Origin of the sequence: Cognatundibacterium jejuense (genome assembly GCF_014284255.1) — a bacterium.
Lineage (GTDB): Bacteria > Pseudomonadota > Gammaproteobacteria > Burkholderiales > Burkholderiaceae_D > Undibacterium > Undibacterium jejuense.
Genome location: NZ_JACOFV010000014.1, coordinates 100355 through 126838, shown reverse-complemented (window position 1 = coordinate 126838; position 26484 = coordinate 100355). Strand labels below are relative to the sequence as shown.

Here is a 26484-nt window from a genome sequence, read left to right as displayed (position 1 = left end):
GTATAGCCAAACTCTTTATACCTATAGCAAAATCACGCAATTCGTTATACTAGAACGTCTATTTTAGTTAGGCCACGAATGAATTACACGAACGCTAGCCCAGAGCAGCTACATGAGATGCTGAAATACTGTATGGATTTTGCTCGAACGATGCTCGAACGCGCTGGCGAATTCTATCCATTTGGGGCCACACTCTCCCAGCAAGGCGAAGTCGCGGCAGTAGGTGGGTACAATGGTGAAGAACATCCCATTCCGACCGAGATATACAAGCTTCTCGCAGGTGAATTCGAAAGCGGCGCATCTTCTGGAAGATTCCTTGGTGTGGCCTTGGCCGCAAACGTTAACGTTCCTCCAAACTATGAATCTCCATTCCCCGATGCGCTACGAGTTCATATTGAAGCTAATGACTACGCTCGCTTCATTTATGTCCCTTACGCCCTGTCGAAGAAAGGATTTTTTAGGCGCCATCGAGAAGTAGAGTACGGCACCCCCTTTGCGGTCGAAATTGCTCCATCGTTTTATGGGCGGGCGTCTAATGGCTAGCCTTGCGAGGGGTTCGGCTGCTGGGGCATGGCTTTGACTGAGTCCCAATTACTTTCGACGCTCCGAGGGATAGCTTGGTCAAACATCCCCTCATCGCCGGGTGTTTACTGGTGGTTCTTTCCACAGACAGCCCTTAAGCAGCTGCGCATTGCAGAACTGACCGATGTGTCCAGGCTGCGGCTCCGCGACACGCCCGACGGTAAGGTATGCCTGTATCACGGTATGGCCAATAATCTGGCAGAGCGCGTGGCGTGGCACGCTGCGCAGAAGCTGACCCAGAGTGCCCTGCAGTCAGGGTTCCTTTCGACGTTTAGGTTGACGCTGCTAGCACTTAACGACTTCGATTACCTGCAAGGCGCGAAGCAAATCGACGCCTTTTTCGATGGCCTGTCGGTCGCTTGGCAGGTAACCGGAACTCGCGAGGAAGCAGAGGCGATGGAGCATGCTGAACTCCAGGGGGATTATCACTATCCGCTTAACATTCAAGGGAACCGGCGGCCCGAGCTGGTGGAGTTTGTCCGCCATTTGAAGTCATCCCGGCGCGCCTACCGGAAGCGATTTGTCCCCATGACTACTTTGGTAACATAATTCAAGAGGTCCTCATGCTGCCCGTTGCCAACACCGCCTACCTCGTATCCTGCGTCAGCCAAAAACGTGAGCAGGCGTGCGAAGCATGCGACCTATACATATCCGACCTGTTTCGCAAAGCGCGCCGCTTCTCCGAGGCGTCGGGGTGCCAGTGGTTCATCCTGTCCGCTGAACACGGATTGGTCACGCCCAGCCAGTTGATTGCCCCGTATGACCGAACGCTCAACACGATGGGAGTGAGCGACCGCCGCGTGTGGGCCGACCGGGTTGCTACCCAACTCTTCGAGGTAATGCCAAACCTGTCACAGGTGGTGTTCCTCGCTGGCAAGCGGTATCGAGAGTTTCTCACCCTGCATCTCCAGCGGCGTGGCGTGGGTATATCGGTGCCAATGGAGGGACTGCGAATCGGTGAGCAGTTGAGCTGGTTGGTGCAGCATTCGCCGCACTCCGCCGCATGACACAGTGGGTTACCCCTACCTACCAAGTTTAGAAGGTACCTTGCCACAAATTTGCTGCATCATTTGCGGTAAATACCAGTAAAATGCGGTAAGCAACGGTAGCCCAATGCATTGATTTTGTTGGAAATTCGTCGGAATCAGGCCTTGATTATTTGGGCTCATAACCCGAAGGTCGTAGGTTCAAATCCTGCCCCCGCAACCAGATTCAGAAAAAAGGCTTACAGATTTTCTGTAAGCCTTTTTGCATTTCTCGATATGTTTTCTCAACATTTGCCGCGTCGAAAATTCGAAGTTATTCGGACTTCTCGTATACTTACCTGGCACACAAGGTTTTTAGAAATAAAGTCTGCTTCTGTTTGCTTCTGTTTGCTACAGATTACATTGATTGTGAGTCACATCGAGTATCTCTTTCTTGTCACCTCGCACATCCATTAACGTTTCATTTAATTGCTACTGCAATTTTAAGTCTGAATAGCGCATCGATGTGTGCGATTAAAAAACATGATATTTCGGTGGCCTTTCGTGTCGTTCATCAAAGTGCAATTCCTTTGAGCATAGATAATTTTTCCATTAATTGATATTCGAAAATTTCGATGATACTTCATGAAATTTTCCGTTTTTCATTTTCTTTTTACTATTTCATAATGCGAGTCCTGAAGCCGTCGAGACTGGAATGTCAGCCGGTACCAAAGGAATTTGATCTCATTCATATTCGAATTACTTGCATATTTTTAGTAAAACCAAGGAGAAATTCATGCCAATCGCCAAAGCTCAACCAGGAAGCACTTTACTTAATCCAAGCAATCATGCCTTGATCATGATTGATCATCAATCTCAAATGGCGTTTGCCACCAAATCCATTGATCCGGTTCAACTTCGTAACAATACTGCTTTGGTGGCGAAAGCAGCGAAAGAATTTAAGGTAGCCACGATCCTGACGACGGTCGCAGAAAAATCATTTTCGGGCCCGATGTTTGATGAAATTAAATCTGTTTTCCCGGAACATGACGTGATTGACCGAACCACAATGAATACCTGGGAAGACGCGCGTATTGCTGATCGCGTTAATTCATTTGGTAAAGATAAAATTGTTTTTGCCGGGCTGTGGACATCCGTGTGCATCGTTGGTCCGGTTCTCTCGGCATTGGATCAAGGTTTTGAGGCTTACGTCATCACTGACGCAAGTGGAGACGTTTCTGACGAGGCGCATGAACGAGCGATAGAGCGCATGATTTTGCAGGGTGCTCGCCCAATGACTTCTTTGCAGTATCTTCTTGAGTTGCAGCGCGACTGGGCGCGTAGTGAAACCTATAATGAGACTGTCGCAACGTCGATTGCGCATGGTGGTGGTTATGGTCTTGGATTGATTTATGCAAAGACCATGTTTAACGCCAGCGAAGCGCATTAAGCCAATAGCAGTTGGATAAAGATCGCCTCGTTTTTTATGAATATTGAACACGTGGCGATCGTATCAATTCAAATCAGTTTCACAAAAAAGGACAATAATGAGCGCTGAGCTAATTTTATATAACGGCCATTTTCATACCTTGGATAAGCAAAATCCCATTGTAAGTGCAGTCGCGATTGAGGATGGAAAATTTGTCGCTGTCGGTGAAACTGAAGAAGTAATGCGCTTGCGTGATTCAGCGACCAAATTAGTCGATTTGGCTGGCCACACAGTTATTCCGGGGTTGAATGATTCCCACATGCATTTGATACGTGGTGGCTTGAACTATAACCTTGAACTCCGCTGGGAGGGGGTGCCATCATTGGCGGATGCTTTAATAATGTTGAAGGAGCAGGCATTGCGTACGCCATCCCCGCAATGGGTGCGGGTAGTGGGCGGATGGACGGAATTTCAATTTGCTGAAAAGAGAATGCCGACGCTGGAAGAAATTAATGCAGCAGCACCAGATACGCCGGTTTTTATTTTGCATTTGTATGATCGCGCGCTGCTCAATCGAGCCGCCCTACGTGCAGTTGGCTACACTAAAGACACACCCAATCCGCCAGGCGGAGAAATTCAACGCGATAAGCACGGTAACCCAACCGGCATGTTAGTGGCAAAACCAAATGCCATGATTCTCTATTCTACGCTGGCAAAAGGTCCGACTTTACCGCTTGAGCAGCAGATCAATTCGACCCGGCAGTTCATGCGCGAGTTGAACCGGCTTGGTGTCACGAGTGTGATTGACGCTGGTGGTGGATTTCAAAATTATCCCGAAGATTATCAAATCGTTGATCAATTGGCGAAAGAAAACCAATTAACCGTACGTATTGCTTATAACCTCTTTACCCAACGCAAGGGGCAGGAATTAGACGATTTCCAAAAATGGACAGACATGGTTACGCCAGGACAGGGTGATGATTACTATCGGCATAATGGTGCCGGTGAAATGTTGGTTTTTTCGGCCGCCGATTTTGAAGATTTTCTTGAGCCTCGTCCTGAGCTGGTAGCAGGCATGGAAGATGAACTTGAAAAGGTTGTCCGTCACCTTGTTGCTAATAGATGGCCTTTCCGTTTGCATGCCACTTATGATGAATCGATTAGCCGTATGCTCGATGTGTTCGAGAAAGTCAATCGAGACATTCCATTCGCTGGTTTGCATTGGATGTTTGACCATGCTGAAACCATTAGTCCGCGCAATATTGATCGCGTAAGTGCTTTAGGTGGTGGTATTGCGATTCAACACAGAATGGCGTTTCAAGGTGAGTATTTTGCCGAACGTTATGGGCGTGAAGCTGCAAAGAATACACCACCGATTAATCGCATGCTCGCAAGTGGCGTACCAGTTGGTGCGGGTACTGATGCCACCCGCGTTGCCAGCTATAACCCGTGGACAGCCTTATATTGGCTGGTCTCTGGTCGAACGGTGGGGGGGATGACTTTGTATGATCAGGCTGGCGTTTTGCCGCGTGAAACGGCGCTTGAATTGTGGACAGCCGGCAGTGCCTGGTTTTCTAACGAACAAGGAAAAAAAGGTCGGATTAAGGTGGGGCAATTAGCAGATCTCGCCGCACTATCCAGTGATTTTTTTAGTGTTGACGAAGATAGCATCAAATCAATCGAGTCAGTGCTCACGGTCGTCGGCGGCAAGATCGTTTATGGTGCATCAACGTTCGCATCATTTGGGCCGCCTTCATTGCCTGTGCTGCCGGATTGGTCTCCGGTTAACACTGTTCCCGGTCATTGGAAACCCTTATTGCAGAAGCAAACTAGCTTGCCACACCAATGTGCTGGCGCATGTGGTGTGCACGCGCATGCGCATGATGTCGCACGAAGATCATCTGTACCTGTATCAAGCAATACGGGTTTTTGGGGTGCGCTTGGATGTAGCTGCTTTGCTTTTTGAAAGGGGAATACGAACATGCGTTTAAAGAAAATTTTACTCGGCTTATCACTATCATTTTGTGTTGGGCTTGCGTGCCGAATGGCAAAAATCCCCGTTCCTTCACCCCCGGTATTGAGTGGAGCTTTGTTGGTTTTTATGATGAGCAGTGGTTTTTGGTTGGTCGATCGTTATTTGGAAAAGCGTTCCAAACAGGAAGCTTCTGAGGGTATCAAATGATGGCGCTGGTTGCAGGATCGATATTGGGTTTGTCGGTGGGGGCGGCTTGTCGTTGGTTTGATTTGCCGTCGCCGACGCCACCCACGCCCGTGGGAGCCTTACTCGTTGTGGCCATGACTTTGGGCTATGTTCTACCTGATTTTATCCATTGAATTATCGGCATTGATTAAGGTTGGTTAACGTTAGCCAACCTTAATCAACATCAATTTGTAGTATCAAACGAAGGAAAAATTGCGATGGCATCGCTTACCTCATTTTGGCGTCGCCTTTATAGCAAAGATACAGAACATGTGCATGACTTGGGTCTGCTGTATTTGCGCGTTTGCGGCGCTTTGCTTTTACTGTATGTTCATGGCCTTCCTAAAATTCTTCATTTCAGCGATGAGCTACAGCGCATTGAGGATCCTATGCATTTAGGCAAAGGTTTTTCACTCTGTTTTTCCATTTTTGCTGAGGTCATTTGTCCCTTACTGATTATTGCTGGTGTATTCGTGCGAGTTGCAGCACTGTCAGTCGTGTGTCTTTTGGTGGTGGCGATGTTTCTGGTTCATCCAGATTGGTCGTTTGCAGAGGGGCAATTTGGTTGGCTATTCATGATCATTTTCGGCACTGTTCTGATTGCAGGCGCAGGTCGTTTTTCTGTTGATGTAAAAAAACTATAAAACTAAATTCAAAACAATCATCGCCTATGATATTTTTAAAAATCGCTGACACAGATCGACACCATCTGGTGCAAAATATCAGCTTAAGTTTTTTAGCCGGCTATATTGATACTATCGGTTTCGTTGCCTTGTTTGGCTTGTTTACAGCCCACGTGACCGGAAACTTCGTATTGATAGGTGCTGAGCTGGTACGCCCGTCACATGGTGTCTTGATCAAATTTCTCGCGTTTCCTGCATTTGTTTTAGCGGTGGCATTCACGAGATTAGTCGTCATTTGGCGCGAAAAGCAAGGCAAGCCCGCAACTCCTTCTCTGCTTTTATTGCAGCTTGTGTTGCTGCTTGGTTTCTTGTTTGCTGGATATTGCGCTGAACCGATTACTGACACCAGCACAACGATGGCGCTGCTGGCCGGTATTCTAGGCGCTGCGAGTATGGGAGTTCAAAATGCCGCTAGTCGATTGACCCTGAAACACATGACGCCTACTACCGTGATGACGGGAAATGTGACCCAGCTTGTTATTGACCTGGTTGATATTGTTCGTCATACGGCCGATGAGGAAACACGTAGCCGATGCGTTAAATTTTTTTGGCCAGTGATTTTCTTTGGTATTGGTGCCGTCGGTGGGGCATTCGCTTATAGTCATGTGCATTTTCTCGCTTTGCTACTTCCAGCCGTTCTGCTTATTTACTTGTATTTTATTGAAGTGAGCGGAGACACCGGCTGAGCAATTAAACTCAACAAAGCAAGCTTGTGTATGATGTCGATTTTTTACACATCCATACATTGTTCAGAAATGGAATAAGCTATGTTCAGAATTAGCCTCGACGCTTTGATGATCTTAGACGCAATCGACAGGCGCGGTTCTTTGTCAGCAGCCGCCACTGAATTGCATCGAGTTCCATCCACCATTTCATACAGTGTTGCCAGACTTGAAGAAGATTTGGGTGTCCAAATTTACGACCGACAAGGGCCGAAAGTTAGTTTGACACGTGCTGGTGAAGAGCTCCTCAAAGAGGGGCGATATTTGCTTCGCATCGCAGATGATCTGGAAAAGCGTGTCATGCGCGTTGCGTCAGGATGGGAGACTGAGCTCAATATTGGTCTGGAGTCCTTATTTGCACCCATTTCGCTGGAAACTGATATTGCTGCGTTTTGCGGCGTCGCCGGAGGCACGCGTTTGCGCTTTTCACGCGAGTCCCTGACAGGTTCATGGGAAGCATTACTTGATCGCCGGGTAGATCTGATGATAGGTGCGCCGGGTCAAGGCCCCTCTGGCGGTGGATATGTGGCAGAAGAAATTGGTAAGATTTCTTTCGTATTTGCCGTCGCACCTACCCATCCATTAGCCAAAGTAAAAGGCAAAATAAAAAAAGAAGAATTGCTGTTGCATAAGGCAATTAGCGTTTCTGATACCGCAAGGCGCCTGGCGCCGCGCACGATTGGATTGATGTATGGACAAAATGTTGTTGCTGTTCCTGACATGCAAAGTAAGCTGGGTCTACAGTTAAGTGGAATCGGTTTTGGTTTTTTACCTGAGCCTTATGCCCGAAAGGCAATCGCATCCGGTGCATTAATTAAAAAAGAAGTAGAAGAACCTAAACCTGATGAGACTCTTTATCTGACGTGGCGGGCTGGGGAAGTCGGTGCCGCTTTAGAGTGGTGGATAGAGCGCATGCGCCACGTCGATTTGACGGGGCGCCTGATTGAATCCATTTCAGTTGTTTGATATCCTTAATTAAAGGCACTTGTCATCGTTCATTGTAGTTTTTGCAGTGTTATTTGGTGATGATGATTTTCTTTTTCTTTATTCTCGCTTCCTGGAGAACGGCTACTTTTTGCAAGCGACGCAATCCCCACTCAAAGAAAAATGCGATCAGCGCAATGACAATTATGTTTATCACGATCACAAACGAATATGCATCATATTTGTCTGACACATATTGGATAATTTAATCAGCCATCACTTTAATTGACTGATGTATCTGGAAACCATCCAGGCAATGCCATGCGCAGCTATCGAAATCTGCGCGGATGGTAGTAATATCACCACGTTGCGTTATTTTTTTAACACCCTTCTTACTAAAGTCAAACGTCAAATATCATTTCTTGGTTTGCTGCAACAGAGTGATGGCCTATTGCCTTATGCTAAACTAAGTTTTAACAAAGAAAAGCTAATTTCCCTCGTGGTGTTTGTTGCAACAATCAGGAAACTCATGATTAGTGCTATACGTCAGCTAACGTTGTTATTTGCAAAACTTTACTTTGGGCTAGTTTTTTTTTGCGTAGCTCAAGATATTGAAGCAGTCACAATGAAGGGCGCACTTCGTTTTGAGCAGATTGGCGCAGAACATGGGCTGGAGGTTCAGTCGATCACATCGGTTGTGCAAGACAGGCAGGGCTTAATGTGGTTTGGTACTCAACGCGGTTTGTTCGTGTTTGATGGCTACCGGGCAAAAAATTTCCAACATATTAAAGATCAGCCGGACAGTTTGTCGGATAACTGGATATTGGCGCTCCATTGCGATGCTCAAGGCGATATATGGATAGGGACTTCGTCGGGTTTTAGTCGATATCACTCGGCAAATGGAAAATTTCAACAGTATCAAATCAGAGAAAATGTTGAGAGTCCTCCGCTCAATCTCCGTATTAGCGATATCGTTCCCGATCAGGATAAAGGCTTGTGGCTTGCAAGTGAAAAAGGCCTGATTAATTTTAATTTTGCCAGCGAAAAATTTACGGTTCGGCGGCATGATCAAAACGATAAGCAAAGTATACGTGATGATGCGATTACGTCTTTGGTATCTGATTTTCATGGTGATCTTTGGATTGGTACGCGGATAGGATTGGATAAATTGGATGTCGCGCGCAATGACATCTTTCATGTTAGTGAGAGTTCATTTAAGAAGCAAAGACCCGAGAGAAACTTTATCTCAGCGCTCTATGCGGAAGCGGATACATTATGGGTAGGAAGTTTTGCCGGACTGTCCAAAATAAATATCAGTAGTCCTGAACTTATTCGACAACCGGTGTTAACTGATACTGATTTAACGGACGAAAAAATCCAAAGTCTTTTGGTGGATAGTAATCATCAATTGTGGATAGGGACGCTGGACAATGGATTAACCCGGTTTGATCCTAAGACAAATACGCTGACAAATTTTAGAAATCGTCCTCTGGATCAGCATAGCTTGAGCGCAAATGCCGTGGATAGATTATTTCAAGATACCAATGGCACGCTTTGGATTGCAACCCATTCTGGTGGCATAAGCAGTGTCGATCTTGCCAGTGGCGGATTTAAACGCTTTGTGCAGATAATGAATGATGCTACTGGTGTTAATGATAGTCGTATCCGGTTTATTATGGATGCAGGGAAAAATCGCTTATGGCTTGGGACGATCAGTAGTGGTTTGATGCTGTTTGATTTGAATTCGCATGAATTTAAGCTGTGGAAGCATAACGCGAAAGATCCACACAGTTTAGTTAGCAATCAAGTTAGGAACGTCCGGCGCGACAGTAATAATCAATTATGGGTCGGCACAACTGCCGGGCTTGATCTGTTTAACCAGGAAAAGCAGCAATTTATTCACGTCCCTTTAAGTGATAAGCCTGACATTAATAATATTGAAGATGTTCACTTTGACCGTTCCGGCGGCATGTGGATTGCTACGCGTGGCGGGGTTTTGTATCGCCCAACTTCCGCATCTCCATTTCAGCTTTTTACGCATGATCCGGTAAATCCGCATAGTTTAATAAACAATTGGACATTTTCGATTATTGAAGATGTTGATGGAAATATTTGGATAGGGACGTTTAGCGGGCTTGAACGCTTTGATTCAGATTCGCGTAGCTTTTCCCATTTTTTACATCATGCTGATAAAGCAGATAGTCTCAGTCATGATCGTGTTCAGTTTCTGTACCGAGACGTCAAAGGAGTCGTGTGGGTTGGTACTTCTGGCGGACTGAACCGCATGAACAGGCTAAGTGGTAATAATATAAGTTTTCGTTTTTATCCAACTAAAATCGATGGTTCTTCTGAATCGATCGGGGCGATCGCCGAAGACCCACGTGGCAATATTTGGATCAGTAAAATATCTGGAATCTCAAAAATTGATCCGCAATCGGGTGCCTATAAAAATTATACGGCCAGTGATGGCATCGTTGAGGGTTCTTATTTGATTGGCGCTGGCGCAACAACTGCAGATGGTCAAATTCATTTTGGTAGTTTTAACGGGTTTACCTCGTTTTTTGCGGATGATATTCGCGAAAATCATCAGGCACCAAAAATTGTCATAAATAATCTGTCGGTGGTAAAAAAGACTTTAGTCAATCCAGGGGCGACAATTTTTTCCGGTGATCAGCCGTCCCAGGCGCCCAGAGAAATTAAAATTGTTTACCCAGATTCTTCATTCGACATTGAATTTGCGGCGTTACATTTCGCTGCCCCTTCTCAGAATTCGTATGCTTACCAACTGCAGGGCTTTGATAAAAATTGGATAAATACAGATGCGTCAAAACGCTATGCTAACTATACCAATCTCGATCCCGGGCGCTACGTTTTTAAGGTCATTGCAAGCAACAAGGATGGCGTTTGGAACCAGGAAGGGGCTAGTGTCATTATTACAGTAACTCCACCTTATTGGAAAACCTGGTGGTTTCGAATTTGTTCCCTGTGCGCCTTTTTATTTGTAGTGGCTACTTTATTAATTTCTCGTGAAAAAATACTTAAAAATCAAAAAAACATGCTGGAACTCACGGTAAAAAAACGCACTGAGGAGTTACAAAAGCAGAAAGCGGAAGTTGAGCAGGCGCACCACAACATCTCTGTTTTGAGTGAAATAGGTAAGAAAATTACGGCAAATTTAGATCAGGAAGCGATCATTCGCGTCCTCTACGAACAAGTAAATTCATTGATGGATGTCGATTATTTTGCGATAGGATTTTACCTTCCGCAAGAGCAGCAGATGATGTTTTCTTGTGTATTTGATGATGGCGTATCACTGCCTTCATTTTGCTTTGATAGTCGCAATAAAACCGTATTGAGTACAAAGTGTCTCAATGATGAAGTCGACATTTTGATCAATGATTGGGAGTTGGAAAAATCTAAGGATGGTTTATTACCAGAGTGGATATTCTCTGAGAAAAACATTGTTGATAAAACTCTGGTTGTAGTTTCGCACGAGATAAAAACCAAGTTATCGATGTTGTACGTTCCTTTTTTTGTTAGTGGCACGATACGTGGAGTCATTAGTGTGCAAAGTGAGAAAAAATTCGCATACCATGACACTGATCTCGATATTTTGCGTACGTTGGCATCTTACGTCGGGGTGGCGTTACACAATTCAGAAACTTATCAGCAATTAATTTCAACTCAAAGTCAGCTCGTTGAGCGTGAAAAATTAGCGGCATTAGGTTCTCTGGTCGCTGGCATTGCGCACGAACTCAATACGCCAATTGGTAATAGTCTGCTTATCGCCAGTTCTATCGAAGACCATCTGCGCGGCATTTCAAACGTAGTCGCATCGGGGGCAATCAAGCGATCAGAATTTTTGAAACTTACCGAACAATGTGTAGATGCGTGTAAAGTTTTGCTCAGAACTTTGGCAACGAGTTCACGTTTGGTTAGTAGCTTTAAACAGGTGTCTGTTGATCAAACAAGTGATAAACAACGCAGCTTCAATCTCGAATTAACGGTGAAAGAAATATTGACCACGATGAATAATCAAATTCGTCTGTCTGGTCATACTATTACTGCCGATATTCCTTCTGATATCGTCATGGATAGCTATCCTGGTCCTTTAGGTCAAGTTTTGATTAATTTACTTCAAAATGCGATCGTCCATGGGTTCGATGGAGTAAAAAATGGATCGATGCACATTTTAGCCAGAGTAAACGATCAACAGCACGTCGTCATTCAATTTAAAGACAATGGTCTCGGAATTCCGGAAAAAAATATTAAACATATCTTTGAACCATTTTTTACCACGAAACTAGGTCAGGGTGGTTCTGGATTGGGACTTAGTGTTACATACAATATTGTCAGTTCGATTCTCAACGGAAAAATCAGTGTGGAAAGTCATCCTGGCTTGGGCTCCACGTTTACCTTGGTTTTACCATTGAGTGCCAACAGCTCTGGCAGTGTTATTTGATGGTAAGGAGGGCACGCAACTGTGGTCTCCGTTTTAATTGAAATTTTCCGCCAGATTCGCGATATTAGGCGCAACCCATTGCGGTTCTACGCATTCTTGTAAATGTTCTGCCATAAACTGGATTAATTGCATGGCAGCGTGTGGCAGGCGACGGTCTTTTCTGCTGACCAGATACCAGTGACTTTCTAGTGGGAAGTTATGTACAGGCAGTACTGCCAGTTTTTCTTGTCCTTCGTATAAAGTATGAGCAGAAATAACTGACAAACCAAGGCCAGAAGCGGTGCTCAGGCGTATCGCCTCATTGCTTTCTATTTGCATGGTGTCGCCCAGCTCTATACCCTGACTACTAAGCCAGGATTCAAACATCATTCTGGTTGCTGATCCGGGTTCGCGAATCAGGAAGCGTTCGTTTCTGATCTCGGCAAATTCCAGACTTTCACGGCTGACTGCCCAGTGGTCGAACGGGGCGATAATTTGTAGCGGATTTTTAAGTATGCGGGTTGCTTGTACCGCATTACCGCTCGGCGGATGGCTGAAAACGTATAAATCATCCTCTTGCTTAGAAAAACGCTCCAGAATGTGTGCACGGTTGCCGATGTTTAAGGTGACGCCGATATGTGGGAATAGCTTGTAAAAAGCACCAAGTATCCTTGGTAGTACATATTTGGCAGTGGTTACAATACCAATATTGATATGTCCTGAGCTGCCGCCACGTGCTTGCTCCAGAAAGCCGTTAAAGTCATCAAAGCGCACCAGAACGTCGCAGGCTGCCCGGTATAGCTCCTCGCCGACATGGGTTAGTTCCATTTTTCCATCGCGATTAGCGAACAATGGCTCACCAACGGCTTCCCGCAATTTTTTTAGTTGGAGTGACACGGTGGGTTGGGTCAGATGTAAGGCTCTGGCTGCAGCTGAAATGTTGCCAATTCGGGCAACCTGTACATACACTTGTAATAGCCTGAAGCTCAAATGGCGGATGTTCATAGATGATTATCAATGCAATTCGTTGACATAATTTATTAGTCAATATACCGAAATGTTGGGACAATAGCTATCACGTACATCACCTGGAGTGCTTTTTATGCCGGATATTTCCACTGTTTTTCCTACTGCTGGTCCCTCATTGCAGGCGATGTTGGCGCTGTTGATACTTCTGTTGCCCGGGAGTTTATTGCTTGCAGCGTGGATGGCAAACCGTGGGTCGCAGCATTTGGCGCGGGCCTGGTCATTTGCAGAGGGAGGGGCTTTGCTGGCGATGTTGACCGCTTTGCTTTCCGCGATTGAGGTTGGGCTTAATGGTTCTGGTAGCGCAAGTTTTTCTGATTGGTGTCCTTCCGTCAGATTGGATGCTTTAAGCGTCATGATGTTATTACTGACCGCTTTTCTTGGTTGGGTCATTTTACGTTACTCACGTAATTACCTTGCCGGAGACAAGGGTCTTGCGCATTATCTGATCTGGTTATGCCTGACACTCGCTACAGTCTGGCTATTGGTTATCTTCAATAATTTGCTCTTGGTCTGTCTGGCGTGGAGTGCCAGCAGTCTGGCTTTGCATCAACTATTAATTTTTTACAAAGATCGGCCTGCTGCGTTAATGGCAGCACATAAGAAATTCTTTATCAGTCGGGCTGCCGATGTGCTGACGCTGGTCGCAACTTTGTTGCTTTATGTTCGTTTCGATACCTTGGAGTTGGATCGAATAGCAATTGCTTTGGTCAATGTTCACGAGGCCGATACCAACATAGAAATTGCCGCTTACTTGTTTGTGATCAGTGCGATTCTGAAATGCGCACAGCTCCCGTTGCACGGTTGGTTGCTGCAAGTGATGGAAGCACCAACGCCGGTATCTGCTTTGCTGCATGCAGGAATTGTGAATATCGGCGGATTTATTTTATTACGTGTCTCTGGTTTGCTTGAATTGGTACCGGCGGCACAACTGCTGTTGGTGATGGTTGGTAGTATTACCGCGACCTTGGCGGCGTTGGTAATGATGACGCGTATCAGTGTCAAGGTAATGTTGGCGTGGTCGACTTGTGCACAAATGGGCTTTATGCTGTTAGAGATTGGTTTGGGCGCATACTCCTTGGCCTTGCTGCATCTTTTGGCGCATTCTTTATATAAGGCTTATGCGTTTTTGGCAGCAGGTGAAACGGTATCGCGACAACGCATGTTGCATATTGCTCCGGCGACACATCCACTGAATTTTGCACAGCTTTGCCTGGCGTTTGCCGGACTTGGGTTGGCGTTGATGTTATCTGGCTGGTTGACCGGTTTGGATCCGCGTCATGATGCTGTCATCTGGTTGCTCGGTGGTGTGCTGGCGAGCGGACTGCTGCCATTGGTTAGTTCGCCGTCAGAGAATCGTGGCTGGTATCAGGTGATACTGTTGACGATTTACGCATTTGGCCTCTCTTTACTGTACGGCATCTGGCACTTTATTTTTGGTCGATTATTGCCAGCGTCAACGATGCCCCCTTCCATTTTTAGTATTATTTTTGCGGCGATTTGTTTGTTTGGCTTGTTAATTGTGCAGCAGATTGTTCTTGGCTCTCCTCGTGGTGCGCTGTCTCGCTGGCTCCACCCGCGGGCATTTGCCGGCTTTCATCTCGATGAAATGGTGACTTACCTGACGCTCCGTATCTGGCCTGCACGATTGACCGATAGTAAAAGAAATCGTCCCCTTAACGTTGCTGGCTCTCGTTTTAATAATAAGGAAAAATTATGATGTCTGCCGTTCCGTCAACTTTGCCGGTCGCGCCGGTCGCACCCGCAGCGCCGATTATTCCTAATGCATCGTGGCGCCAAGCTTCTGTCGAAGATCAGCAAGTTGCATTGGCACAAGCGATTCAGGTGGCGTGCAATCGGGTTGCACCAACATGGCCGCTAGACAGATTGATTGCCGTCAATCCTTGGTGGGGCTTTGTCGATCAATCTGTACAAAAAGTCTCTGACATGATGTCGCATTTGTGCGGCACACGTCTGACCATGCCTGCCGAATGGTATTTGGCTGAATTTAAGAGCAAACGTATTTCTGAAGCTGCGCTCGCAAAGGCAATAAAACAGCATGGCTTAACACTGGACATCGCGAGTTTCATTCAAGCTTGTTCTGCTAGTTCAAGTGAATCTGCCCGTTTTATGTTGTTGACAGATGCATTAGATGCGCAGCGTGATTTGGCGCACCAGCCAGCATGTCGCGATGTAGTGACGCACGCAATTGGGCAGCATTGTGCCTCATGGTTTGATGAGGGGCAGGCTCGATGGAAATTGACACACGCCACATCCCTATATGTGGCGTGGCGTGAAATTGCTTCTTATGACAATGGCCCATCCTTATTTACAGGCATTGATGGTATCGCCGACCGTATAGCAGCTTTGCCAGACACGCATGAAAAATTGATAGAAGTCGTCTGCGAAAAGTTAAGAATCAAACCAGAAGAATACGAAACTTACTTTACTGCTTTATTGTTGAGTATTAATGGCTGGGCAGCGTGGTGCGCTTATTTGAATTGGCAAGCGGGCTTGCAAGGAAAAACAGATAACCATTTGCAGCAATTGTTGGCGATACGGCTGGCGTGGGAATGGGTGCTTGCCGATAGCAGTCAGAATGAAGATGTGGTGGATGCTTGGCATGCCGGGCGCGGTTTGCCGGTGAAGGAGTCTGGCAATTCCTACGATTGGATATGGCAAGATGCATTGGAATTAACATGGCAAGCACAGGTGAATCAAGGTCTTGCACTGCAGGTTAAATCAACACCTGAATCTACAAAATCTGCGCGACCAGCAATGCAAGCGGTGTTTTGTATTGATGTGCGCTCAGAACGTATGCGTCGTGCGTTGGAAGCAAGTGACCCATCGATACGCACGCACGGTTTTGCGGGTTTTTTTGGTTTGCCGATCGAATACTTGCCGTTTGCTGGTCATGAGGCACGCCCACAATTGCCGGGCTTATTAGCGCCAAAAATGCGAGTCGTATCGGTCTCAAGTGATCGTGAAAAAACTCAAAATTTATTTGCACAACGTCGCTTGCGGCTAGGTGTGGCGCAGGCATGGGAACGTTTCCGTACCACCGCAAGCAGTGGCTTTGGTTTTGTTGAAACGACAGGCTTGAGTTATGCATGGAAGCTCGTTAAATCCAGTCTGCATAGTACAAAAGAGAAAGCCGCCGACACCGCAGCTTTAAGCGCGTCAGAGCGTGATCGCCTGGTTCCGGTTCTTGAAAACATCGGCGTGGATGAATCGATCGATCTGGTCGCGGGGATATTGCGTGCCATGTCGATGACATCTGACTTTGCGCCAGTGATTTTGTTAGTCGGACACGGCAGTCAGACTGCAAACAATCCGCATGCTGCAGGTCTTGATTGTGGAGCGTGTTGCGGTCAGACTGGTGAGGTGAATGCCCGGGTTCTGGCTCATTTGTTGAATCGCGTTGATATTCGTTATGGTCTGCGCGCAAAAGGCATCGATGTTCCTGAGGATACCCTGTTCGTCGCTGGGTTGCATAATACGACCACGGATGAAATTCGTTTGTTTGACGTGCAGGATGATGTGAAGAAAATTGCTGAGCTGGAGCAGGTACGCGCCTGGCTAGCACAAGCCGGGCAGCGCATACGCGAAGAGCGCGCTCCAACCATGGGTATGCCAGCGTCTAAACCGGAAGCATTGATGGAATCGATGCGCGAGAGAGCAGGCGACTGGTCGCAAGTTCGCCCTGAATGGGGTCTGGCAAATAACGCCGCTTTCATCGCCGCACCACGTCAGCGTACGCAGCATATGAATTTGCACGGCAGAAGTTTTCTGCATGATTATAACCATGCAGAAGATGCTGGTAACGCAGTCCTTGAGCAGATATTAACCGCGCCAGTGTTGGTGGCGCATTGGATTAACATGCAATATTTTGCATCGACCGTAGATAACCGTCGATGGGGTAGCGGCAATAAGGTTTTGCATAATGTCGTCGGCGGTCATATTGGGGTATTTGAAGGTAACGGTGGCGATCTGCGCATAGGCTTGCCGCTGCAATCTTTGCACGACGGGGATGACTGGGTGCATACGCCTTTGCGTCTTTCAGTGTGGATGGAAGCGCCGCGCGACATCATTTCTGGCATCGTACATAAGCATGAAAAATTATGGCAGTTGGTTGATGGCGGCTGGTTGCATTTGTTTAGTATTGATCCTGAATGCGGTGAGGTTTATCGTTACGTGAAGAGTACTGAAAATGGCGACGCTGCTCATCAATGGGTATTGGAGTCTGCGCAAGTATGAGTAATTTGTATCCCACGGCACTACTGACTTGTCATGGAAAGCAGGTGGCCCTCGAGGAGCCACTTGCGCAAGCTGGTTATGCTGTATTTACAGTGAGCGATTTTAATACTGATAGCTTGGGCACTTTTACTGGTGAAATCGCGCGTGAAGGCACTATGCTGGAAGCCGCCAGGCGTAAAGCGCAGCTCGCGTGTAGTCTTAGTGGTGCCAGATTTGGCATCGGCAGCGAAGGAAGTTTTGGCGGTGACCCATGGTTTGGCATTACCGGTTGGGGGCGAGAAGTTCTGGTTTGGTATGATGCTGAAGAGCAACTTGAAATCAGTGCTTTTGTACAAGGTCCAGAAACAAATTACGCAAATAAATGTGTGAGTGATCTGGAGGAGGCACTGACATTTGCCGCTGCCATCGGCTTTCCGCAGCACGGAATAGTGGTGGGGCAGCCGGATGGCATCATCTATGATAAGTCGTGTTCAGATATGCAGGCTTTGAGTATTTGTGTAAGTAAGGCGCTGGAATACGGGGCGGTGGATTTGGCTACCGATATGCGTGCGCATCGCAATCCTAAGCGTATGCAGATGATTGCGCGTTGTGCACAAGATTTGGCGACCAGACTTGCTACCCATTGTCCACAATGTCAGGCGCCGGGATTTGGCGCACACGCGCCGGTCTTGGGCGCACTGTGTGAGGAGTGTCATATGCCTACGCAGCAAGCACGAGCAGTGGTGTTTAAATGTGTTGCTTGTGGGTTTGAATCTGAAAAGCATTTACGTTCCGAAGTCACTGCAAATTACTGCGATTACTGCAATCCTTAAGTTATAAAAGTATGATTTTTGGTTTTTCTGGGTGTTGTCATGTGATCAGCGGTCTTTTGGATTTTAAAAAAATAATAATGGCTTTGTTTTGGAAGTGGGGCTGATTCAGGCGTATAACTTTGACTGGGGAGTGGTTAAAACGGGTATAATGGAACAACCGAAAGTTTAGAAGTGATTGATTTCATTGATGTTATTGTGATTTTAGATTTCACTTCTGTTTTTGGTGGTTGGTTTGTTGAGCTAAATTTATTTAATAAATAGTTAATAAATAGTTAATAAATAGTTAATAATAGCTGTTTGAAAGTTCAAAAAAATCACCTGAAGCGTAGCTTTTTTTGCATGTAGACAATTTATTTTTGATTGCTACGCCGATTCTGGACTACAATCTAGTGTCTACTGAATTGATGGGTAGGGCGTAAAGCAGTTGTTGCGCTTCCAAAACTCCCTGATCTGCCCGCTTGACGGGCGTTGTAAGCAAAATGGCTTACAACAAAACTAAATACATAAAAGCGTGGGCTACAGCTGGGTACATCTCCGGTGTGGTTCTGTGTATGGCACCAATTAAACCCGTGTAATCTATTACTTGCATGAATACTGCTGAGGCAAAGCGAGTCCTCGAAACAGCCTTGTTATGCGCGCCTGAGCCGCTGACAGTCAACAACATGAAAAAACTGTTTCAGGATGCCGACGACGATGGAGATGTCGTTGGCGCAGATACCATCAAAATGATGCTGGAAGATCTGCGTCTTGATTGGTCAGATAAAGGAATTGAATTAGTAGGCTTGTCAACAGGATGGCGTTTTCAAAGCCGTCCTGAAATGCGCGCCTATATCGATCGTCTGAATCCTGAAAAGCCGCCAAAATACTCGCGTGCAACCCTGGAAACGCTGGCGATTATTGCCTATCGTCAACCTGTGACTCGTGGCGATATTGAAGAGATTCGTGGCGTAACGGTGTCTTCACAGATGGTGAAGACGTTGGAAGACCGTGGTTGGATAGAAACTATAGGACATCGCGATGTTCCCGGGCGTCCGGCATTATTTGCCACGACCAAGCAGTTTTTGAGTGATATGGGTCTTGCTTCACTTGATCAATTGCCGCCGCTACAGCAAGTAAGTAAAGGCGATGATCAGAACTCGGATCCGCAACCTGATCTTGAGGCACAACTCGCTGGATTCGGTAGTAATGTGCCCGATCTGGTTGATATGGTTGTTGTTGCTGGTGAAATGGCTGAGGATATTGGTTCCGTCGAAGACTCGGTTGACGCGGTTGCCAATGAATTGAATGTGCCTGATGTAGTGAATGTTGGTTTAGCTATTGAAGCGTTTGATGACGCGGTTGCAAGCGAAGGTAGTATTGTAGCCATCAGTGATGATATTGATGTCGATGAACCAGATCACGTAATTGCGCTTGAAGTGAGTGCCGAATCGGGTGTTGATGTTGCGGTATCTAATGAATTAGAAATTTTAAGTAGTCAGGCTGCCGGGATATCGGTGCCAGATAATGAACTGGATGCTGATCAGCAGCAACCTCACATAGAATCAAATGAATTGAAGAATGAATCCCATGAATCCTGATGATGTAAAAGCCGATAAAAATCCTGGTGGCGAAGCTTCGGCCTCAGGTGCTGAAGAATCCAAGCCAAATAGCCGCGGTCCGCGCGGCGTTCGTGGCCCGCGTAATATGCGCCGCTCCCCACGTCCTAAAGCGGCTGGTGCAGAAGGCTCGGCTTCCGCAGAAAGCAGTGTGCAGTCTGCTGACTCCGTGGTTGATGGTGAGCGCAGTGAGCGCGCTCCTCGCGTTGCCAATCCAAATCGTTCCCGTAAGCCGCGTGTTGAAGGTGAGCAAGCGGCTCCGCGCGGCGAGCGTGCTCCGAGAGTTGATCGCGGTGAGCGCCCGGAGCGTGGTGAGCGTACTGAACGCTCCGAGCGTCCAGTGCGTCCAGTGCGTGAAGCTGGTCAAGCTGGTCGTGGGCCAAATCGCGGTAATGGTAAGCGTTCTTCGCAAGCCAATGTGGCGCGCCGTGAGGTAAATAATCCGGATGACGTGTTTTCATTCGTGACTTCTGAAGCCTTTGATGCTGGCTTTGCTGATGCTGACGAGCCAAAAGGTCGTGGTCGCAATGCCAAACCAGTCCGTCGTGATTTGACTGCTGACGATGATGCGCCAAAATTGCACAAAGTGCTGGCTGAGGCGGGTCTCGGCTCACGTCGCGACATGGAGGATTTAATTGTTGCTGGTCGCGTTTCTGTAAATGGTGAGCCGGCGCATATCGGCCAACGTATTTTGCCGACTGATCAGGTACGCATTAACGGTAAGCCCATCATGCGCAAAGTCAGCAAAAAGCCGCCGCGCGTGTTGATTTACCATAAGCCAGCTGGCGAGATTGTTAGTACCAGTGACCCTGAAGGTCGCACCTCGGTATTTGATAGTTTGCCAACTATGAAGCTCGGTAAATGGCTGGCAGTTGGTCGCCTCGATTACAACACAGAAGGTTTGCTGATGTTTACGACATCCGGTGATCTGGCAAATCGCTTAATGCATCCGCGTTATGGTATCGAGCGTGAATATGCCGTTCGTACTTTGGGCGAGTTGGAAGAGGGGATGCGTCAGCGGCTGTTGGCGGGTGTTGAGCTCGAAGATGGTCTGGCGCAATTCTCAAAAATTTCCGACGGTGGCGGCGAGGGTGTTAATAAGTGGTATCGCGTGATTATCGGTGAAGGCCGTAATCGTGAGGTTCGTCGTATGTTTGAAGCGGTTGGTCTGACCGTGTCCCGTTTGATTCGTACGCGTTATGGCGCAATGACATTGCCTGCTAATCTGAAACGTGGTCGCTGGGAAGAATTGGAAGAAGATGCGGTTCGCAGCTTACTGAAATTAAGTGGCCTGGAAAAAACTGCCAGCGACAAGCCAGTAGCTGCTAAAGGTGGTAAGCCGTTTGGCAATAAGGCTGCTGCTTCCAGTCCTTACGCGCAGAAACAGCCGAATTTCCCTATGTCCAGTGGGCGCGGTGAGTCCCGTGGTGAATTTGGTGCTGGTCGTGGTGGTAATGCGAATGGCAATAAAACCGCTGCGTATGGTGGCGGTGCTGGCAATAGTAATGGTGGTGCAGCTGGTAAAAAGCGCCCGCGCCAGCCGGATCCTTTGCAAACTGCATTGGGATTTCCTGATGCTGGGCAGCAACGTCGTGGTCCGACAGCTAGAGGTAGTGGTCAGGCGATAGGTCAGGGTATTGCAGCTCGCCGCCGTTCTCGCGGCGCTTGATTTGACGGATGAATTGTGGTTGTTTTGCCCTGTTTCTGATTGCGACAGGGTAAATAATCGTTTATAATCTGGTAGTTAGTAGTTTATGCCTGATGAAATTAAAATCCGGGCGCAAAGAAAAGATGGGCTTAGCCCATTTTTTTTTGGTTTTACCATTTGCGTACCTTGACTATAATTTTTCTGGGCTTGTGTGTTTATCGGAGAATAGTTTGGTTTTGTTGGATTTGATAGAGAAAACCGTCAACGGTACCGGATATGATCTGGTTGACTTTGAGCAGGCTGAACGCGGCCTGTTCAGGGTATATATCGACTTTTTGCCGGCTGACCTTGAAAAAGGCAATATTGCAGTCGAAGATTGTGAAAAAGTCAGTCACCAATTGTCACACGTGTTGACGGTTGAAAATGTTAATTACGAACGTCTGGAAGTTTCTTCCCCGGGCCTTGATCGCCCTTTGAAGAAAGTGGCTGATTACGTCCGTTTTGTCGGTTGTGAGGTTACCGTCAAATTGCGTATGCCTATGCCAGGCACGCCAAACCGTAAAACATTTACCGGTGTATTGCACGAGCCTGAAGGCGAAAACCTGAAGCTGGAATTTGAAGTAAAAGATGGGTCGGCCATGCTGGAGTTTACGCTCGCCGACGTGGATAAGGCACGTCTGGTGCCACAAGTGGATTTTAGGAGTCGCAAAGCATGAGTCGTGATTTGTTGTTATTGGTGGATGTGCTGGCACGCGAAAAAAACGTCGATGAAGAAGTCGTTTTCGGTGCCTTGGAACATGCTTTGGGACAAGCGACAAAAAAACGCTTCCCGGGTGAAGTGGATATCCGTGTAGAGATTGATCGTGATACTGGTGAATTCCGCTCTTTCCGTCGTTGGCACGTGGTGCCTGATGAGGCGGGTTTGCAATTGCCAGATCAAGAGATTTTGCATTTTGAAGCTGTGGAAGATGACCCGGAAATTCAAATCGATGATTACATCGAAGAAGAAATTGAATCCGTTGATTTTGGCCGCCGTTTCGCCCAAGACACAAAACAAGTCGTTCTGCAGCGTATTCGCGATGCCGAGCGTGAACAGATTCTGGCTGATTTCCTGGAGCGTGGTGACTCGCTCGTAACCGGTACGATCAAGCGCATGGAGCGCGGTGATGCCGTGGTTGAGTCCGGTAAAATCGAAGCTCGTTTGCCACGTGATCAGATGATCCCGAAAGAAAACTTGCGTGTTGGTGATCGTGTTCGTGCCTATATTTTGCGTATTGATCGCAATGCCCGTGGCCCACAAGTGATCTTGTCTCGTACGGCACCAGAATTCATTATGAAATTGTTCGAGCTGGAAGTGCCAGAAATCGAGCAAGGTACTTTGGTCATCAAGTCTGCTGCACGTGACGCTGGTGTGCGCGCCAAGATTGCGGTTCACACAAACGACAAGCGTATCGATCCTATCGGTACTTGCGTTGGTATGCGTGGTTCCCGCGTTCAGGCTGTGACTGGCGAATTGGGTGGTGAACGTGTTGATATCGTTTTGTGGTCTGAAGATCCTGCGCAATTCGTGATCGGTGCTCTGGCTCCTGCTAATGTTTCTTCCATCATGGTGGATGAAGAGAAGCATGGCATGGACGTGGTGGTTGATGAGGAAAACTTGGCAATCGCGATTGGTCGTAGTGGTCAAAACGTGCGTCTCGCAGCTGAGTTGACTGGCTGGCAAATCAACATCATGACTGCTGAAGAATCTGCGAACAAAGCTGAGCAAGAAACAGCGGGTATCCGCGCATTGTTCATGGAAAAACTCGACGTTGACCAGGAAGTAGCTGAAATTCTGGTTGATGAAGGTTTCTCTAGTCTGGAAGAAATTGCTTACGTACCTATCAGTGAAATGCTGGAAATCGAAGCATTCGATGAAGATACCGTAACAGAGTTGCGTAACCGTGCACGCGACGCCCTTTTGACAGAAGCCATTGCTTCCGAAGAAGGTTTAGAAGGCATGGATGATAATTTGTTGAACCTCGAAGGTATGACCCGCGTTACCGCCGGTAAACTGGGCTTGGCTGGTATTAAAACACTGGCAGCTTTCGCTGGTCTGGCTTACGACGAATTTGGCGCGATTTTGGCATTGTCTGCCGACCGTTCACGCCATTTGATTAAAGAAGCATTTGAAGATGTGACCGATGATGAGATGAAACTCATCGACGCTAAATATGATGATCAGGCCAAGGCTTTGTTAGCTACCGCCTGGAAACTCGTAGAAGCAAAGTAATTCACGGGTTTCAAATTCATAACGCGCACATAGAAAAAGAGGACTGAATGGCGAGTAACAACGTTGCCCAATTTGCCACCGAGCTGAAAATGTCAGCGGATTTGCTGCTCACGCAATTGCGTGCGGCAGGTGTCGATAAAAATTCGACGTCAGATTCGTTGACAAAAGAAGACAAGGATAGACTGCTGGAACACTTACGTCGTTCCCATGGATCTGCTGTCGACAATGAAAAAAAGAAAATCACGCTGACTCGTAAAGAGACAACGGAGATCAAACAGGCGGATGCTACGGGCAAATCTCGCACCATTCAGGTCGAAGTTCGTAAGAAACGTACTTTCGTTAAACGTGACGAAGTGGTTGCTGACGATGCTGCGGCACGTACTCCTGTGGCAGAAGTAGAAGAAGTTGAGTTGAATGAAGAGGACGCTCGCCGCGAGGCCGAGTTGATCGCTCGTCAGGAAGCAGAATTACGCGAAAAACAAGAACACCTTGCTAAGCTGGAAGCTGAAAAAGAAGCTCAGGCAAAAGCAATGCGTGAAGCGGCAGAAGCTGAGGCGGCACGCGTCGCAGCTGAGCGCTTGAAAGCGGAACAAGCTGCAGCAGCCGCTGCCGCAGCAAAAACTGTAGAAGTGAAACCTTCTCAGTCAGATGAAGAGAAGAAACGTTTGGAAGCAGAAGAAGCAAAGAAAAAAACTGCCTTAGAATCTAAAGAGGCAGCAGATCGTGCCGCAGCAACCGAGAAGGCCAGAAAAGCCGTCGCGGATGAAGTTGCGCAGATCAAAGAAATGATGAATGCAGCGCGCAGACCAGCTAAGGCGCCAGTGCCTGCACCTGTGGCAGCACCAAAAGCTGAAGGTACTTTGCATAAGCCAGCTGATAAAAAAGCTGGTGAGAAGAAACCGGCTACAACAGGTGCAGCTACGACTGAGAAAAAAGACGACAAAAAACCAGCCACGACTGATAAAAAAGCGATTAAATCCGCTAACGTCTCTTCGACCTGGTCGGACGAATCGAAAAAGCGCAGCGGTGGCTTGAAAACCCGCGGTGATACTTCTGGTGGTCGCGATGGTTGGAAAGGTGGTCCTAAAGGCCGTCGTAATAATCATCATGATGATCGTGAATCCAACTTCCAGGTACCGGTCGAAGCCATCGTGAAAGATGTGTTCGTTCCTGAAACACTGACTGTCGCTGAGTTAGCGCATAAAATGTCAGTCAAGGCATCGGAAGTGATTAAGCATTTGATGAAATTGGGTCAGATGTGTACGATCAACCAGGTTCTTGATCAAGAAACAGCAATGATTCTGGTTGAGGAAATGGGCCATAAAGCATTTGCTGCGAAATTGGATGATCCTGAAGCAGCATTGACTGACGTTGCTGAACACGCAGAATACGAAACCTTCCCACGTGCCCCTGTGGTTACGGTGATGGGCCACGTCGATCACGGTAAAACATCCTTGCTCGATTACATCCGTCGCGCCAAGGTCGCTTCTGGTGAAGCGGGTGGTATTACTCAGCATATCGGTGCATACCACGTCGAAACACCACGCGGTATGATTACCTTCCTCGATACACCAGGTCACGAAGCCTTTACGGCAATGCGTGCACGTGGTGCGAAGGCAACGGATATCGTCATTCTGGTGGTGGCAGCTGATGACGGCGTAATGCCGCAAACTAAAGAAGCGATTGCGCATGCAAAAGCAGCTGGTGTACCGTTGGTTGTCGCGATCAATAAGATCGATAAACCAGGTGGCAATGCTGATCGCGTGACACAAGAATTGATCGCTGAAAGCGTCGTTCCTGAAGAGTACGGTGGCGATTCACCGTTCGTGCAAGTATCTGCAAAAACAGGTCAAGGTATCGATTCTTTATTGGAAAACGTCTTGTTGCAAGCCGAAGTTCTTGAGTTGCGTGCACCAAAAGATGCGCCGGCTAAAGGCTTGGTTGTTGAGGCGCGTCTGGATAAAGGTCGCGGTACTGTGGCAACGATTCTGGTTCAGTCCGGTACGTTGAAACGCGGCGACGTAGTGTTGGCTGGTTCTTCTTATGGTCGTGTTCGTGCGATGTTGGATGAGAACGGTCAGAATATTGCGCAAGCTGGCCCATCGATTCCGGTCGAGATTCAAGGTTTGACTGAAGTGCCAGCGGCTGGTGAAGAAGTCATGGTGATGGTTGATGAGCGCAAAGCACGTGAAATCGCTTTGTTCCGTCAAGGTAAGTTCCGTGACGTGAAGTTGGCGAAACAGCAAGCAGCTAAACTTGAAAACATGTTTGAAAACATGGGTGAAGGCGAAGTTAAAAACTTGCCTATCATTGTCAAAACCGACGTTCAAGGTTCGCAAGAAGCGCTGGTTCAATCTTTGCAGAAATTGTCCAACTCCGAAGTGCGCGTACAAGTGGTTCATGCAGCGGTCGGTGGTATTTCTGAAAATGACGTCAATCTGGCAGTTGCTTCCAAAGCGGTTATCATTGGCTTTAACACACGTGCAGATGCTTCTGCACGTAAGTTGGCTGAATCCAACGGCGTGGATATTCGCTACTACAACATCATTTACGACGCAGTAGATGAAGTGAAAGCAGCATTGTCCGGTATGTTGGCGCCAGAAAAACGCGAACAGATCATTGGTATGGTTGAAGTTCGTCAAGTATTCCTGGTCAGCAAAGTTGGCGCGATCGCAGGTTGCCTGGTTACAGATGGTATGGTTAAACGTACATCGTCAGTTCGTTTGCTGCGTAATAACGTAGTGACATGGACTGGTGAGCTGGACTCTCTGAAGCGTTACAAAGACGATGCAAAAGAAGTCAAGGCCGGTATGGAATGTGGCTTGTCTCTGAAAGGTTACAACGACATCCAGGTGGGCGATTCGCTCGAAATATTTGAAGTTCAAGAGATAGCACGTACGCTCTAATTACTTCAAACCCCGGACTTGT

Annotated in this window: 20 protein-coding genes; 19 read left to right on the top strand and 1 reads right to left on the bottom strand. The window is 47.3% G+C overall.

The window, feature by feature from the left end; genetic code table 11:
- Positions 1 to 132 precede the first annotated feature (132 nt).
- From H8K32_RS15090 to H8K32_RS15040, 11 genes are all read left to right on the top strand, one after another.
- Complete coding sequence (locus tag H8K32_RS15090; protein WP_222613134.1) at positions 133 to 543, top strand: hypothetical protein; 411 nt, start codon at positions 133 to 135, stop codon at positions 541 to 543.
- 27 nt (positions 544 to 570) lie between these two features.
- Entirely contained in the window at positions 571 to 1131 is a 561-nt protein-coding gene (locus H8K32_RS15085; protein ID WP_222613133.1) for a GIY-YIG nuclease family protein, read from the top strand.
- Positions 1132 to 1145: 14 nt separating this feature from the next.
- The gene (locus tag H8K32_RS15080; RefSeq protein ID WP_186913368.1) at positions 1146 to 1589 is read left to right on the top strand and encodes a DUF6884 domain-containing protein; all 444 of its coding nucleotides are present in this window, start codon (positions 1146 to 1148) and stop codon (positions 1587 to 1589) included.
- 754 nt (positions 1590 to 2343) lie between these two features.
- The gene (locus H8K32_RS15075; protein ID WP_186913367.1) at positions 2344 to 2997 is read left to right on the top strand and encodes a hydrolase; all 654 of its coding nucleotides are present in this window, start codon (positions 2344 to 2346) and stop codon (positions 2995 to 2997) included.
- Positions 2998 to 3094: 97 nt separating this feature from the next.
- Positions 3095 to 4942 (top strand): amidohydrolase, encoded by a 1848-nt coding sequence (locus H8K32_RS15070; protein WP_186913366.1) that lies wholly within the window; start codon positions 3095 to 3097, stop codon positions 4940 to 4942.
- A 15-nt stretch (positions 4943 to 4957) separates the two neighbouring features.
- Positions 4958 to 5158, top strand: a complete 201-nt coding sequence (locus H8K32_RS15065; protein WP_186913365.1) for a DUF1427 family protein — start codon at positions 4958 to 4960, stop codon at positions 5156 to 5158.
- The gene (locus tag H8K32_RS15060) at positions 5155 to 5310 is read left to right on the top strand and encodes a XapX domain-containing protein (protein WP_186913364.1); all 156 of its coding nucleotides are present in this window, start codon (positions 5155 to 5157) and stop codon (positions 5308 to 5310) included. Before H8K32_RS15065 ends, H8K32_RS15060 begins: the two co-directional genes overlap by 4 nt.
- An 84-nt stretch (positions 5311 to 5394) precedes the next feature.
- On the top strand, positions 5395 to 5820 hold the full coding sequence (locus H8K32_RS15055; RefSeq protein WP_186913363.1) for a DoxX family protein: 426 nt from the start codon (positions 5395 to 5397) through the stop codon (positions 5818 to 5820).
- A gap of 26 nt (positions 5821 to 5846) precedes the next feature.
- Positions 5847 to 6545 carry a YoaK family protein gene (locus H8K32_RS15050; RefSeq protein WP_186913362.1) on the top strand — a complete coding sequence of 233 codons (699 nt, stop codon included), beginning with the start codon at positions 5847 to 5849 and terminating at the stop codon, positions 6543 to 6545.
- A gap of 81 nt (positions 6546 to 6626) precedes the next feature.
- Positions 6627 to 7547 (top strand): LysR substrate-binding domain-containing protein, encoded by a 921-nt coding sequence (locus H8K32_RS15045; RefSeq protein WP_186913361.1) that lies wholly within the window; start codon positions 6627 to 6629, stop codon positions 7545 to 7547.
- Between the two features lie 325 nt (positions 7548 to 7872).
- Complete coding sequence (locus tag H8K32_RS15040) at positions 7873 to 11967, top strand: sensor histidine kinase (protein WP_222613132.1); 4095 nt, start codon at positions 7873 to 7875, stop codon at positions 11965 to 11967.
- Between the two features lie 33 nt (positions 11968 to 12000).
- On the opposite strand, the gene H8K32_RS15035 is transcribed toward H8K32_RS15040, so the two are convergent.
- Positions 12001 to 12951, bottom strand: a complete 951-nt coding sequence (locus H8K32_RS15035; RefSeq protein WP_186913359.1) for a LysR family transcriptional regulator — start codon at positions 12949 to 12951, stop codon at positions 12001 to 12003.
- A 97-nt stretch (positions 12952 to 13048) separates the two neighbouring features.
- On the opposite strand from H8K32_RS15035, the gene H8K32_RS15030 reads away from it, so the two are divergent.
- The 8 genes from H8K32_RS15030 to infB all read left to right on the top strand — a co-directional run bounded on the left by H8K32_RS15030 (position 13049) and on the right by infB (position 26462).
- Positions 13049 to 14692, top strand: coding sequence for an NADH-quinone oxidoreductase subunit L (locus H8K32_RS15030; protein ID WP_186913358.1), 1644 nt, complete (start codon positions 13049 to 13051; stop codon positions 14690 to 14692).
- Positions 14689 to 17229 carry a YbcC family protein gene (locus H8K32_RS15025; RefSeq protein WP_222613131.1) on the top strand — a complete coding sequence of 847 codons (2541 nt, stop codon included), beginning with the start codon at positions 14689 to 14691 and terminating at the stop codon, positions 17227 to 17229. The genes H8K32_RS15030 and H8K32_RS15025 overlap by 4 nt, the downstream gene beginning before the upstream one ends.
- Positions 17226 to 18041: a DUF6671 family protein gene (locus tag H8K32_RS15020; RefSeq protein ID WP_186913356.1), complete on the top strand. Its 816-nt coding sequence runs from the start codon at positions 17226 to 17228 to the stop codon at positions 18039 to 18041. Before H8K32_RS15025 ends, H8K32_RS15020 begins: the two co-directional genes overlap by 4 nt.
- A gap of 587 nt (positions 18042 to 18628) precedes the next feature.
- Positions 18629 to 19618: an SMC-Scp complex subunit ScpB gene (gene scpB / locus H8K32_RS15015; RefSeq protein WP_186913355.1), complete on the top strand. Its 990-nt coding sequence runs from the start codon at positions 18629 to 18631 to the stop codon at positions 19616 to 19618.
- The gene (locus H8K32_RS15010) at positions 19608 to 21305 is read left to right on the top strand and encodes a pseudouridine synthase (protein WP_246447385.1); all 1698 of its coding nucleotides are present in this window, start codon (positions 19608 to 19610) and stop codon (positions 21303 to 21305) included. Before scpB ends, H8K32_RS15010 begins: the two co-directional genes overlap by 11 nt.
- A gap of 209 nt (positions 21306 to 21514) precedes the next feature.
- A complete protein-coding gene (rimP, locus tag H8K32_RS15005; protein ID WP_186913353.1) occupies positions 21515 to 22000 on the top strand; it encodes a ribosome maturation factor RimP in 486 nt (161 codons plus the stop codon).
- On the top strand, positions 21997 to 23556 hold the full coding sequence (nusA, locus tag H8K32_RS15000; RefSeq protein WP_186913352.1) for a transcription termination factor NusA: 1560 nt from the start codon (positions 21997 to 21999) through the stop codon (positions 23554 to 23556). Before rimP ends, nusA begins: the two co-directional genes overlap by 4 nt.
- Positions 23557 to 23603: 47 nt before the next feature.
- Positions 23604 to 26462 (top strand): translation initiation factor IF-2, encoded by a 2859-nt coding sequence (infB, locus tag H8K32_RS14995; protein ID WP_186913351.1) that lies wholly within the window; start codon positions 23604 to 23606, stop codon positions 26460 to 26462.
- The last annotated feature ends 22 nt before the right edge of the window (positions 26463 to 26484 follow it).